We start from the raw sequence: 13,255 nt of genomic DNA on the forward strand, positions 1-13,255 counted from the left end.
GTCAGGAGTTCTTCGGGAACCCCAGGTTCACCCCCGCGTGCGAAGTGTCCGGCCAACGGGACGTCACCACCTTCGTCCGCGTGAAGAAGTGGAATCCCTCCGGCCCATACGCGTGCGTGTCGCCGAACAGGGAGTCTTTCCAGCCGCCGAAGGAGTAATAGCCGACCGGCACCGGGATGGGGACGTTGACGCCCACCATGCCTACCTCGACCTCGTTCTGGAAGCGGCGCGCGGCGCGTCCGTCGCCGGTGAAGATGGCGGTTCCGTTGCCGTACGGGTTGGCGTTGATGAGCGCCAGCGCGTCGTCGAAGCTCGTCGTTCGCGCGACGGACAGCACCGGGCCGAAGATTTCGTCGGTGTACACCGCCATACTGGGCGTGACGCGGTCGAAAAGCGTGGGGCCGAGCCAGAATCCGTCGTTCGCGCCGTCTGCTTCCACGCCCCGGCCGTCCATCACCAGCTCCGCGCCTTCGGCCACTCCGGTGTCCACATAGGACGAAACGCGCTCGTGGTGCGCCCTGGTGACCAGCGGGCCCATCTCCGACGACGGTTTGCGTCCGTCTCCGACGCGCAGTTTTCGCATCCGGTCAACGATTTTGGCCACCAGTTCGTCCGCGATCGGCTCGACGGCGACCACCACCGACACCGCCATGCACCGCTCCCCCGCCGACCCGAAACCGGCCGACACGGCGGCGTCCGCGGCCAGGTCGAGGTCTGCGTCCGGCAGCACGATCATGTGGTTCTTCGCCCCGCCGAGCGCCTGGACGCGCTTGCCGTGGCTGGTGCCGGTTTCGTAGACGTAGCGCGCGATCGGGGTCGAACCGACGAAGGAGATCGCCTTGACGTCCGGGTGCGCGAGCAGTCCGTCGACCGCGACCTTGTCGCCCTGCAGCACGTTGAACGCGCCGGACGGCAGGCCGGCTTCGGCGAGCAGTTCGGCGATGAACAGCGCGGCGGACGGGTCTTTCTCGCTCGGCTTGAGCACGACGGTGTTGCCGCACGCCAGCGCGTTCGGCACGAACCAGAGCGGCACCATCGCGGGAAAGTTGAACGGCGAGATCACGCCGACCACCCCGAGCGGCTGCGCGATCGAGTACACGTCGACGCCGGTGGAAGCGTTCTCGCTGAACCCGCCCTTGAGCATTTGCGCCGCGCCGCACGCGTATTCGACGTTCTCGATCGCGCGCGCGACTTCGCCCGCGGCGTCCGATTCGACCTTGCCGTGTTCGCTCGTCACGATCTTCGCCAGCTCGTGTTTGCGCGCCTGAAGCAGCTCGCGGAAGGCGAACAACACGCGCGTACGCCCGGCGAGCGACGTGCCCCGCCAGCCCGGCAACGCAGCGGTCGCCGCGGCCACTGCTTGGTCCACCTCGGCCGGCCCCGCGAAGTCCACCTGGGCGCTGACCTGGCCGGTCGCCGGGTCGTATACGTCGCCGGTGCGTCCGGTGCCGACGACCGGCTTGCCGTCGATCCAATGGCTGATGCGGTCGGTCACGACGTCCGCTCCTTCCGGTCGGGTGCCCCCGAGTCTCCGGGCGAGGCGCCCGGGTCCGCCATCGACAACGTGTACGGACTACCCCTCTCCGCCGTACAGTCTGTGCCCTGCCGGCCAGCAAGGGAGACCGATGTACCCGACCGTCGCCGAGGCGCTCGCGTTGCCGGTGCTGCGCCAGGGCTGTCCGCGCGTCGTCGCGGGCAGCGCCGGGCTCGAACGGCGGGTGCGCTGGGCGCACGCGGCCGAGGTCGCCGACATCGCGCACCTGCTGCGCGGCGGAGAACTCGTGCTCACCACGGGCGTCGCGCTCCCGGACGACGACGCGACGCTGACCCGGTACGTCGATGACCTCGCCGAAGTGGGCGTCGCGGGCCTGGTGGTCGAGCTGGTGCGGCACTGGAACGACCGGCTGCCACGCGCCCTCGTCACGGCCGCCGAGCAGCGCGGATTGCCGCTGGTGACGCTGTCTCGCGAGACGCGCTATGTCGCGGTGACCGAGGCGGTGAACGGAATGATCGTGGACGCGCAGCTCGCCGAGCTCCGGGCGGCGGAACGGGTGCACGAAACGTTCACGTCGCTGACCGTCGCCGGAGCCGCGCCCGCCGCGGTGCTGGCCGAGGTGGCCCGGCTGACCGAACAGCCGGTCGTGCTGGAAACGCTGGAACACGAGGTGCTCGCCTACGACACCGCGGGCACGGATCCGGGCGAATTGCTGATCGGCTGGCCGGCGCGGTCGCGGGTGGTGCAGGTCGGCGAGCGCACCGGCTACCACCCGGCGGCGGGCTGGCTGGTCACCGTGGTCGGCGCGCGCGGGCACGACTGGGGACGGCTGGTGCTGGTGTGCGCCGAGCCGCCGCCGCACCGGTACCAGGTGGTCGCCGAGCGAGCGGCCTCCGCGCTCGCGGTGCACCGTCTCGTCGCGCGCGACTCCGACACTCTCGAACGGCAAGCGCACCGCGCAGTGTTGACCGAACTGCTGAATTCGCCCGCGCCGACCGCGGACATCCTCGCGCGCTCTTCTGCGCTCGCGGTGCCGCTGACGGGACGACAGCTGGTCGGCCTCGCGGTACGGCCACGCATCACCGCAACTACGCGACCGACGCTGTCGACGCCGCCGCTGTTGCGCGAACTGGCTGAAGCCACCGCGCTCGCGACGCGCCGGGCGAAGGTGTCCGCGCTGGTTTCGACGGACGAGACCGCCGTACGCGCGCTTCTCGCTCTCTCGCCGGAAGCCAATGCCGACGCCGTGCTTCAGCGGCTAGCTACCGACATTCACGACGCGCGCGCTTCCGCTCCTGCCGCGCTCGGCGTAGGCACAACGGTTACGGGACCCGCTGAGGCACAACGCACCTTGGTCGAAGCCGCGCATGTCGCTGCCGCTGCCCTTGATGAGGACGACGGCCAACCGTTCCACCGGCTCAAGGACGTTCGACTACGCGGCCTACTACACCTTCTCGCCGACGACGAACGCGTACACGCCTTCGCCGCACGAGAGCTCGGCCCGCTCCTGGAGCGCGACGCTGCTTCCGGCAGCCGCCTCGTCCCGGCACTGCGGCACTACTGCGCGCACGGCGGCAACAAGTCCGCCGCAGCCGTCGCCGCCCACACTTCGCGGACGGCTTACTACCAGCAGCTCGCCCGCATCGAACAGGTGCTGGGAGTGCGACTGGAAGATCCGGAGTCGATGCTGTCGCTCTACGTGGCGTTACTCGCGCACGACCTCGGTGCCACCACCCGTCCGAGCGAGGAAAACCCACCCGGACGAGGACCACAGTGATCGGGTTCGGCGAGCCGATATCCCTCGTATGGTGTTCTCTTCCTTCGCTCCGGTCGCCGCCGCCCTGATCGGCTTCGGCGGCCTGGCCGCCCCGCACGTCCCGGAGTCCGTAATGCAGCTGACCGTGCACGAGACTTCGGGGCGCGTCACGAGCGCGTCCCTGACCTGCGACCCCACCGGCGGCACGCACCGCCACCGCGACACCGCCTGCGCGACGCTCACCGCGGCCGACGGCGATTTCGCGCGCATCGCCCCGCATCGGCAGAAGTGCACGATGATCTACTCGCCGGTGGACGTCACGGCGCTGGGCAGCTGGCGGGGCACGCGGGTGACGTATCGCGCGACGTACCCGAACAAGTGCGCAGCGGACAGCCAGTCGAACGGGGTGTTCGCGCTTTAGGTCTGGCTGCGCTGTCTGGTGGGCCCGGCGGTCGCGAACGGCAAAAGCCGCCGGGCCGCTTCCCCCGGACAGAGGCGGAATCGGTTGCCTCGCTGAACAATTCGGTAGGGTGCCGCCGCGACCCTGCGTAGGCTGCGGCGTCGTGACGGCCCCGACGACCTTCCGCGAGCTGTACAACGTGGTGCACGGCCACACCGGCCCGGCGTTGTTCTCCGACGTGCTTTCCCCGTGGCTCGACGAGCACGCGGCCGCCGCGCGCGAGCTGCTCGCCCCGCTGGCGGTCTGGGGAGAATGGCAGCGGACGGAGTACGTCTGGGGCGACCTGCTCGAGCAAGCGTATGCGCTCAGCCGGATCAGCGATCTCCTGCTGCTGCGCTTCCAGCCCGGTCTTCCGGACGGAGCCGACCAGCCGTTCGCCCACTGCCTGCACCTGCCCGAGCACCTCGCGCGGATCACGGCGGAGGACTACGTCGGCTTTTTCTCCGCTCTGGGCCTGCGACGGGTGGAGGTCGCGCGGTTCGATCCGTTCTTTCACGAGATCGCGGCCGTCGAGCAGACCGGCGATCCGGACGCGCCGATTGAGATCGTCGCCGAACAGTGGCCATGCCTCATGCTCGGCGAGATGCTGTTCGGCCGGGCCGGCGTCGCAGTGCGGGCCGGGGAACGCCACGCGACAGCCGGGATCGCGGACCGGTCGACGCTGGAGGACACGTTCCTTCGCCGCCATCGGCCGACCAGCGACGGATCGCTCGGGTGGGGGCACAATTCGCAATGGAAGACCGCATTCCGCCGCGACTACCTGACCGCGGACGCCTACCGGTTCAACGTCGACGCGAAGGTGGACATCGACGAGGAAAGCCCTTTCGGCAGTGCGAAACTGACCCCGGCGGAGCGCCGTGACCTGGTGCGCCATCGCTGCGCGGTGCGCCGCTCCGAGCACCTTCCGGAAGACGAAGACCCCGTGGTCGACTGGCGGCTGACCGTGTCCCGGAACTGAAACCCGGCGCGAGCCCCGTCATTCGCACGGCGCCTGCGACCGGACGATCTCCCGGGCCCGGGAACGGCCCAGGTTCCAGGCAGGCCAAGCGTCGTCGGCGAGAGACCCCACGATCGGGCGCAACAGGCAGGCCGCGTCGGTGCGGCGCTGCGCCACCGCCGGAGCCACGTCCGCGGAGAACCGGCTCAGGTAGCGGACGTCCAGCGGTTTGCCGTGCGCCGCCCGGTCCAGGTTGGCGTCGGCGATCAGGCCTTCCGGGTTCGCCGCGGCCAAACCAGCAGCGCCAGCGCCCCGGTCGCGATCGCCGCGCGGGGCAGCCAGGTCGCGCGGAACGTGCCCAGCGTCGCCGCCGTCAGGAGGAACACCACGCCCAGCCAGATCTCGCAGACCTCCACCACCAGGCGAAGCACGGTGAACCCGTAAGCCTCCTGGTAGGTCCACATGCGACTCAACGCCGACAGCACCAGCACCAGGCTCAGCACCGCCAAGGCGCCGAGCAGCGCGCGCAGCAGAATTCGGTCGGAGCGGCTGGTTTTCGGGGCCCAGCGCAGTGCCGCGGTGACGATGCCGAGCGTCAGGACGGTGCAGGCGCAGAGCTGCCAGAAGCCGTTGCGGGCGTAGCCGGCCGAGGTGAGGCCGTCGGTGCGGAGGACGTAGTCCGTACCGCCGAAGAGGGCTACCGCCTGCACCAGAACGTAGGCGATGAACAGGACCGCCAGCGTGGAGAGCGCCGCCGTCCACAGTAGACGGTCGCCGACGGTGGACGTCCGGTTTTCCCGTTCCGGCAACGGATCCGCGGAGATCAGGAAGGCGCCGGCGGTACCGCCGAAGGCCACGGCGAACACCACCGCCCACTGGAAAACCGAATCAGGTCGCGCGGTCGGGACGAGATCGCCGACGAAGTGCGCGAAATTGTCGTCCGCGCTGATCAACAGCGGAAGAAACACCACCAGCACCAACGCGGACACCAGCACCGCCGCGAAAACCCGCGGCTGGCCTCGCCCCGGACGCCGAGCGCGGCGAAGCACCCACGGCACCGCGCGGAAAGCTTCGAGGGGAATCGCGAGGGCGTCGTAGGTGGTGCCGTGCACGGTTCGCCTGCCGACCACCGCGAGCGACGCCGCGACTCCCGCCGCCAGCACGCACAGCACGAACAGCCAGTCCGCCGCCCGCACCGCGCCCACGCCCAGCAACGCGATCGCCAGCACGCCCCACCCCGCGCGACGCCACCGCAGACCCGGCCCCGCCCCTACGGCCAGCATCGCGATGCCCGCCAGCGCCGCCGACACCACCCACCCGACCCCCGGCCGATCGACCGGCACGAGCACCGCGGCGACCACTGCGACAGCCACCGCCGCCAGCTTCGCGCCGACCGGCACCGCCGCCTCGGCGCGGGCGAACAACGGCCGCGGCCCTGGACGCCGCTGGTCGATCAGCACAATCCCGGGCGGAACGGCGTGCGCGGGCCGGACTTCGACGTCCTCGGACATGAAACCTCTCTTCGCATTAGCAAACATCGGACGGGATTTCACTCCCGGGAAGGAGAAACGAGCAGGTTCAGGAGAGCGGGTACGGGGCTGGCCGGCCGAAGTGCTTCAGCGGAGGCGCTGAGGGAACGGAAGCACCCGGCCAGCGAAGATCCACGCGAACACATGGCCAGGCGATCCCCGCGATCACCCACCGACCTCGGCGAGCAGATGGCCAGCCGATGCTTCCCCGATCACTGTGGACCCCGCAGCTCCACCGCGACCAGAGGCTCGCCCCGCAACGAGTCCGCGGCACCGATGCGCGCCCGCTGGCCTCCAGGGCAGCCGCCACCCGGCCGCCGACCCGAGCTTCAGCTCAAGCTGGCAACGTCACCCGGATCCGGCACCCCGGCCCGCCTCCCCCGGCAGCCGCCCGGCCGGGTTCCGCGTCGACCACCGCGACCGTCCCGCCGTGCAGTTCCACCACCCACCGCACGATCGCCAGCCCCAGCCCGGTCCCGCCGCCCCCGGCGCGTTCTCCCCGGGTGAACCGCTCGAACACCCGGTCGCGGTCGGGCTCGGCGATCCCCGGGCCCTGGTCGTGCACCTCGATCCGCGCCTCCCCGGCCTCGACCCGCGCCAGCACCGCCACTTCTCCCCCGGCCGGGCCGTGCCGCGCGGCGTTCTCCAGCAGGTTCACCACCACCTGGTACAGCCGCTCCCGGTCGGCGGGCACCGTCGCGCCCGGCGGGGTCACCGAGACCGTGAACCGGACTCCCCGGCCCGCCGCCGCGGCCATCGCCTCCGCCTCGGCGGCCACCTCGGCCAGCAGGTCCGCCAGGTCGACCGTCGATCGGTCCAGCGGCAGGGTTCCGGCGTCGATCTGCGACAGATCCAGCAGTTCGGCGACCAGCCTGCCCAGGCGTTCGGTCTGGTGCAGCGCGGTGCGCAGCGTCGCGGGATCCGGCGAGGCGACGCCGTCCACCAGGTTCTCCAGCACGGCGTTCAGCGCGGTGATCGGCGTCCGCAGTTCGTGCGAGACGTTCGCGATCAGTTCCCGGCGCTGCTGGTCCGCGGTGGACAGATCGGCGGCCATCCGGTTGAACGCCTCCGCCAGCGAGCCGACCTCGTCGCGCGCGGTGGCGCGGATGCGGCGGGTGTAGTCGCCCTTCGCCATTTCGCCCGCGGCGGCGGTCATTTCGCGCAGCGGGCGGGTCATGCCGTGCGCCAGGATCTGCGAGGTCACCAGCGCGATGACCATCGCCATCACCGTCGTCTGCGGCGGCAGCCAGCCGATCTGGTACCGGAAAAACCCGAACGCGATCCCGCCGGACGCCACCATCAGGATCGCCAGCTTCAGCTTCACCGACCGGATCGGGTCGAGCGGCCGCGGCAGCAGATCGACGGCCTTCGCCACCAGCACTCTCACGCGGGAACCTCCAACGCGTAGCCGACTCCGTGCACCGTCCGGATCAAGTCGGCCCCCAGTTTCCGCCGCAGCGCCTTGATGTGGCTGTCCACCGCCCGGGTGCCGGCTCCGATCGCCTGCACGTCCCAGTCCCACACCTCGCTGAGCAGCCGTTCCCGCGGCTGCACCGCGCGCGGACGGCGCGCGAAATGCACCAGGAGGTCGAATTCGATCGGCGTCAGCTGGGCGGGTTCGCCCCCTCGGCGAACCCGGCGTTCCGCGATGTCGATCTCCAGATCCCCCAGCACGATCCGTTCCTCCGCCGCGGCCGACGAGCGCTCCACCCGCCGCAGCAACGCCTGGATCCGCGCGGACAGCACGCGCATCGAGAACGGCTTGGTGAGGTAGTCGTCCGCGCCGACCCCGAGGCCCACCAGCAGGTCGGTTTCGTCGGCGCGGGCGGTGAGCATCAGCACCGGCACCGGCCGTCGCGCCTGGATCCGGCGGCACACCTCGAGACCGTCGAAACCGGGCAGCATCACGTCGAGAACCACCAGGTCCGGGCTGGTCGCCGCCTCCGCCTCGACCGCCGCGGGACCGTCGTGCGCGACCGTCACGGAGAACCCTTCCGCGCTCAGCCGGGCGTCGATCGACGCGGCGATGGTGAGGTCGTCCTCGACGACCAGCACCCGTCTTCCCCCGTTGTCCATGCCGCCGACTTTAGGCAACCGCCGTGGAGGCCATCCGGGTGAGATGTGGAGATCCGGTGGAGATGTTTCCGCCGTTTTGCCCCGGGATGACGACCAGGTTGTGACGTACGTCATGCATCCCGGCGCGGTTCGGCGCAATCGACAGACTGCGCCAAGGGCGTCCGAACAGTGAACAGTCTGTCTCTGCCCCCGGCCCCCGCCCGGCGCGCAGGATTCCGCAATGGAGCCGACGACACGTGAGCACAGCCGGGTGGACCTCGGCGACGTGCGGGCGCTGCGAGGCAGCCGGTTCTTCAACGACGAACTGGCCCCGGTCCCGGTCGAGAAGCGGACCTGGACGACCTACAACTATTTCGCGCTGTGGATGGGGATGGCGCACAACATCCCCTCGTACGCACTGGCCGCGTCGCTCATCGCACTCGGCATGAACTGGCTGCAGGCACTGATCACGATCACCATCGGCAACCTGATCGTGCTCGCGCCGATGCTGCTCAACAGCCACGCCGGCACCAAATACGGCATTCCGTTCCCGGTGTTCGCCCGCGCGTTCTACGGCCTGCGCGGGGCGAACCTCGCCGCGTTGCTGCGCGCGTTCATCGCGTGCGGCTGGTTCGGCATCCAGACCTGGGTTGGCGGCGAGGCGATCTACGTGATCGTCGGACGCCTGGCGGGATCCGGCTGGCGCGATTCGGCGGTGATCGCCGGGCAGCACTGGACGATGTGGCTGTCGTTCGCGGTGTTCTGGCTGGTGCAGATGCTGATCATCTGGCGCGGCATGGAGGCGGTCCGCAAGTTCGAGAACTGGACCGCGCCGCTGGTGTCGGTCGGGTTCCTGATCCTGCTCGGCTACGTGCTGGTGAAGGCGGGCGGGTTCGGCCCGATCCTGCACGACAGCGGGAAGCTCGGCTGGGGGCCGGGGTTCTGGAAGGTGTTCGCGCCGTCGCTGATGGCGATGATCGCGTTCTGGTCGACGCTGTCGCTGAACATGCCGGACTTCACCCGCTTCGGCGGCAGCCAGCGCAAGCAGATGCGCGGCCAGATCCTCGGGCTGCCGACGACGATGACGTTCATCGCGGTCGTCGCCATCCTCACCACGTCCGGCGGGCACGTGCTCTACGGGCAGGACATCTGGGACCCGGCGCAGCTGGCGGACAAGTTCTCCAGCCCGGTCGTGGTGGTCGTCGCGCTGGTCGCGCTGGTGCTGGCGACGATCTCGGCCAACCTGGCGGCGAACGTCGTCAGCCCGTCCTACGATTTCTCCAACGCCTTCCCGAAACGGATCACCTTCGCCCTCGGCGGGCTGATCACCGGCGTGATCGGCATCCTGATCCAGCCGTGGCGGCTCTATTCCGACCCGGACATCTACATTTTCGCCTGGCTCGGCTTCTACGGCGGGCTGCTCGGCGCGGTCGCCGGGGTGCTCGTCGCCGGGTACTGGGTCGTGAAGCGCACGCGGCTGAAGCTGGCCGACCTGTACCTGCCGAGCGGGCAGTACTGGTTCACCGCGGGCTGGCACTGGCGCGCGCTCGTCGCGACCCTGATCGGCGCGGTGCTCGCGGTCGGCGGCGCCTACGGCGGTCCGTTCCCGGCCGACGGCCTGATTCCTTTCCTGAAGCCTTTGTACGACTACAACTGGGCGGTGGGATTCGTCGGCGCTTTCGTCGCCTACGTCCTGTTCAGCCTTCCTTTGAACGCGCACCGGAACGAGGAGGAAACCAGTGTCTGACACGGTCCGAGCCGGCTTGATCCAGCAGCGGTGGACAGGCGACAAGGAGTCGATGATCGCGAACGCGGTCGACGCCATCGGCAAGGCGGCCTCGCAAGGCGCACAGGTGGTGTGCCTGCAGGAACTGTTCTACGGCCCGTATTTCTGCCAGGTGCAGGACGCGGATTTCTACTCCTACACCGAAGCGATCCCGGACGGTCCCACCACCAAGCTCATGCAGGAGGTCGCGGAGCGGCACGGCGTGGTGCTCGTGGTGCCGATGTACGAACAGGAACAGCCGGGCGTCTACTACAACACCGCGGCGGTGATCGACGCCGACGGGAAATACCTCGGAATGCACCGCAAAAACCACATTCCGCAGGTGAAGGGATTCTGGGAGAAGTTCTACTTCAAGCCCGGCAACCTCGGGTATCCGGTCTTCGACACCGCAGTCGGCCGGATCGGCGTGTACATCTGCTACGAACGGCATTTCCCCGAAGGCTGGCGCGCACTCGGGCTGGCCGGGGCGCAGATCGTGTTCAACCCGTCGGCGACGAGCCGCGGGCTGTCGGAGTACCTGTGGCGACTGGAGCAGCCTGCCGCTGCTGTCGCGAACGAGTACTACGTGGGCACGATCAACCGGGTCGGCGTGGAACCGCTGGGCGACAACGACTTCTACGGCCAATCGTACTTTGTGGACCCGCGCGGTCAGCTCGTCGGCGAAGCGGCGTCGGACACCGAAGAGGAGATCGTGGTCCGCGATCTCGACATGGGGCGGCTTGCCGAAGTCCGCGATCTTTGGCAGTTCTACCGCGACCGCCGCCCGGACAGCTACGGACCCCTTGCGGAGGCCTGATGAGTGTCCTGATCTCTGGCGGGCAAGTAGTTTCGCCGTCCGGCGCGGTCACCGCCGACGTGCTGGTGGACGGCGAAACCATCGCGGCGGTAGGCGCTCCCGGCACGCTGACCGGCGATGAAACCCTTGACGTGACCGGCAAGTACGTCCTTCCCGGCGGAATCGACGCGCACACGCACATGGAGATGCCGTTCGGCGGCACGCATTCCGTCGATTCGTTCGAGACCGGCACCGTCGCCGCCGCATGGGGCGGGACGACGACGATCATCGACTTCGCCGTGCAGGCCAAGGGAACGTCATTGTTGTCCACACTGGACAAGTGGCATGCCAAAGCGGACGGCAACTGCGCGATCGACTACGGGTTCCACATGATCGTGTCGGACGTCAACGACGCCACGCTGAAGGAGATGCGGGCGTGCGTCGACGGCGGCGTCGGCAGCTTCAAGATGTTCATGGCCTACCCCGGCGTTTTCTACTCCACCGACGGGGAAATCCTGCGCGCGATGCAGCAGGCGCGCGAGATCGGCGCGACGATCATGATGCACGCGGAAAACGGCATCGCGATCGACGAACTGGCCGCGCAGGCCGTCGCCGCCGGACACACCGACCCGGTGCAGCACGGCCTGACCCGGCCGCCCGAACTGGAAGGCGAGGCGACCTCGCGGGCGATCCGGCTCGCGCAGGTGACCGGAGCACCGCTGTACATCGTGCATTTGTCGGCTGCACAAGCGCTCGCCGCGGTCGCCGAAGCGCGGGACAACGGACAGAACGTCTTCGCCGAGACCTGCCCGCAGTATCTGTACTTGTCCATTGAGGACCTGGCGAAACCCGGTTTCGAGGGCGCCAAGTTCGTGGCTTCCCCGCCGCTGCGGGAGAAATCGCACCAGGCCGACCTGTGGCGCGGGCTGCGCGCGAACGACCTGTCCGTGGTCTCGACCGACCATTGCCCGTTCTGTTTCAAGGACCAGAAAGAGCTGGGGCGCAACGACTTCCGGGCGATCCCGAACGGGATACCGGGCGTCGAGCACCGGATGGACCTGCTGCACCAGGGCGTCGTGGCGGGCGAGATCTCGCTGGGCCGCTGGGTCGAGACGTGCTCGGCGACGCCCGCGCGGATGTTCGGGCTGTACCCGCGCAAGGGCGTGATCGCGGCGGGCTCGGACGCGGACATCGTGGTGTACGACCCTTCGGCGTCGCAAACCCTCTCCGCCGCGACGCACCACATGAACGTGGATTACTCGGCGTACGAAGGGTTTTCGCTCACCGGCAAGGTCCACACTGTACTGTCGCGCGGCCGGGTCGTGGTGTCGCCGGACGGATTCCACGGCAGCGCCGGGCACGGCAAGTTCTTGTCTCGCGAACTCAATCAATACTTGAATTGAGGGAAGCCTGATGGATTTCGGGATCGTGCTGCAGACCGACCCGCCCGCGGCGGAGGTCGTGCGGATGATGAAGGCCGCCGAGGACGCCGGGTTCCGGTACGGCTGGACGTTCGACTCGTGCGTGCTGTGGCAGGAACCGTTCGTGATCTACGCGCGGATCCTGGAAGCGACGTCCGCGCTGGTCGTGGGGCCGATGGTGACCAGCCCGGGCACGCGGGACTGGTCGGTGATGGCGTCGACCTTCGCGACGCTCAACGACATGTTCGGCAACCGCACGGTGTGCGGCATCGGCCGCGGCGACTCCGCGCACCGGGTCGTCGGCCGCCCGCCGTCCACTTTGGCCACCGTGCGCGAATGCATGCGCGTGGTCAAGGACCTCGCCGAGGGCCGCGAGGTCACGATGAACGACACCGCGGTCCGCATCCCGTGGATCCGCGGCGGGCGGCTGGAAATGTGGATGGCCGGATACGGCCCGAAGGCACTGCAAACAGTCGGCGAACACGCGGACGGCTTCATCCTGCAATGCGCCGACCCGGCCATCGCCCGCTGGACGATCGGCGCGGTCCGGGACGCCGCCCGCGCCGCCGGCCGCGATCCCGGCGGAATCACGATCTGCGTCGCGGCTCCGGCCTATGTCGGCGAAGACCTGGCGCACCAACGGGAACAACTGCGCTGGTTCGGCGGAATGGTGGGCAACCACGTCGCGGACCTGGTCGCCCGCTACGGCTCGTCCGGCCCGGTGCCGCACGAGCTGACCGACTACATCCGCGAGCGCGAAGGCTACGACTACTCCCACCACGGCCGCGCGGGCAACCCGTCGACCGCATTCGTCCCGGACGAGATCGTGGACCGGTTCTGCTTGCTCGGCCCGGCGTCGGCGCACATCGCACGGCTGGAGGAGTTGGCGGAGCTGGGGGTGGACCAGTTCGCGCTGTATCTGATGCATGACGAGAGGGAGGAGACGATGGCCGCGTATGGGGCGCAGGTGATTCCGAAGCTGACCGCGTGATTTCCTCCTGTCCGCCTCCGGCTCAAGCGCATCCTGGCGGCTCAGTTCAA

At 69.3% G+C, this 13,255-nt stretch carries 10 protein-coding genes and 1 pseudogene; 7 read left to right on the forward strand and 4 right to left on the reverse strand.

Features of this window, described 5'->3' with window-relative positions; translation table 11 throughout:
* Window position 1 precedes the first annotated feature (1 nt).
* Window positions 2-1,495, reverse strand: coding sequence for a CoA-acylating methylmalonate-semialdehyde dehydrogenase (locus ACZ7OI_RS20590; RefSeq protein WP_470265787.1), 1,494 nt, complete (start codon window positions 1,493-1,495; stop codon window positions 2-4).
* 130 nt (window positions 1,496-1,625) lie between these two features.
* Between ACZ7OI_RS20590 and ACZ7OI_RS20595 the strand changes: the two genes are divergently transcribed.
* From ACZ7OI_RS20595 to ACZ7OI_RS20605, 3 genes are all read left to right on the forward strand, one after another.
* Window positions 1,626-3,272, forward strand: coding sequence for a PucR family transcriptional regulator (locus ACZ7OI_RS20595; protein WP_470265788.1), 1,647 nt, complete (start codon window positions 1,626-1,628; stop codon window positions 3,270-3,272).
* A gap of 28 nt (window positions 3,273-3,300) precedes the next feature.
* A complete protein-coding gene (locus ACZ7OI_RS20600) occupies window positions 3,301-3,672 on the forward strand; it encodes an SSI family serine proteinase inhibitor (protein WP_470265789.1) in 372 nt (123 codons plus the stop codon).
* Between the two features lie 142 nt (window positions 3,673-3,814).
* Window positions 3,815-4,669: a hypothetical protein gene (locus tag ACZ7OI_RS20605; protein WP_470265790.1), complete on the forward strand. Its 855-nt coding sequence runs from the start codon at window positions 3,815-3,817 to the stop codon at window positions 4,667-4,669.
* Window positions 4,670-4,687: 18 nt separating this feature from the next.
* Here the strand turns inward: ACZ7OI_RS20605 and ACZ7OI_RS20610 are convergent.
* From ACZ7OI_RS20610 to ACZ7OI_RS20620, 3 genes and pseudogenes are all read right to left on the reverse strand, one after another.
* A pseudogene (locus ACZ7OI_RS20610) lies at window positions 4,688-6,186 on the reverse strand (DUF4153 domain-containing protein).
* Between the two features lie 325 nt (window positions 6,187-6,511).
* Window positions 6,512-7,564: a HAMP domain-containing sensor histidine kinase gene (locus ACZ7OI_RS20615; RefSeq protein ID WP_470265791.1), complete on the reverse strand. Its 1,053-nt coding sequence runs from the start codon at window positions 7,562-7,564 to the stop codon at window positions 6,512-6,514.
* Window positions 7,561-8,232, reverse strand: a complete 672-nt coding sequence (locus ACZ7OI_RS20620; protein ID WP_470265997.1) for a response regulator — start codon at window positions 8,230-8,232, stop codon at window positions 7,561-7,563. Before ACZ7OI_RS20620 ends, ACZ7OI_RS20615 begins: the two co-directional genes overlap by 4 nt.
* Before the next feature lie 241 nt (window positions 8,233-8,473).
* Between ACZ7OI_RS20620 and ACZ7OI_RS20625 the strand changes: the two genes are divergently transcribed.
* The 4 genes from ACZ7OI_RS20625 to ACZ7OI_RS20640 are packed head-to-tail and all read left to right on the forward strand — an operon-like array spanning window position 8,474 to window position 13,205.
* Entirely contained in the window at window positions 8,474-9,979 is a 1,506-nt protein-coding gene (locus tag ACZ7OI_RS20625; RefSeq protein ID WP_470265792.1) for an NCS1 family nucleobase:cation symporter-1, read from the forward strand.
* Window positions 9,972-10,814: a nitrilase-related carbon-nitrogen hydrolase gene (locus ACZ7OI_RS20630; RefSeq protein WP_037813646.1), complete on the forward strand. Its 843-nt coding sequence runs from the start codon at window positions 9,972-9,974 to the stop codon at window positions 10,812-10,814. The genes ACZ7OI_RS20625 and ACZ7OI_RS20630 overlap by 8 nt, the downstream gene beginning before the upstream one ends.
* Window positions 10,814-12,196, forward strand: coding sequence for a dihydropyrimidinase (gene hydA, locus ACZ7OI_RS20635; protein ID WP_470265793.1), 1,383 nt, complete (start codon window positions 10,814-10,816; stop codon window positions 12,194-12,196). The genes ACZ7OI_RS20630 and hydA overlap by 1 nt, the downstream gene beginning before the upstream one ends.
* Before the next feature lie 10 nt (window positions 12,197-12,206).
* Window positions 12,207-13,205 (forward strand): TIGR03842 family LLM class F420-dependent oxidoreductase, encoded by a 999-nt coding sequence (locus ACZ7OI_RS20640; protein WP_470265794.1) that lies wholly within the window; start codon window positions 12,207-12,209, stop codon window positions 13,203-13,205.
* Window positions 13,206-13,255: the final 50 nt, after the last annotated feature.

The organism is Amycolatopsis sp. NPDC114503 (assembly GCF_055633655.1).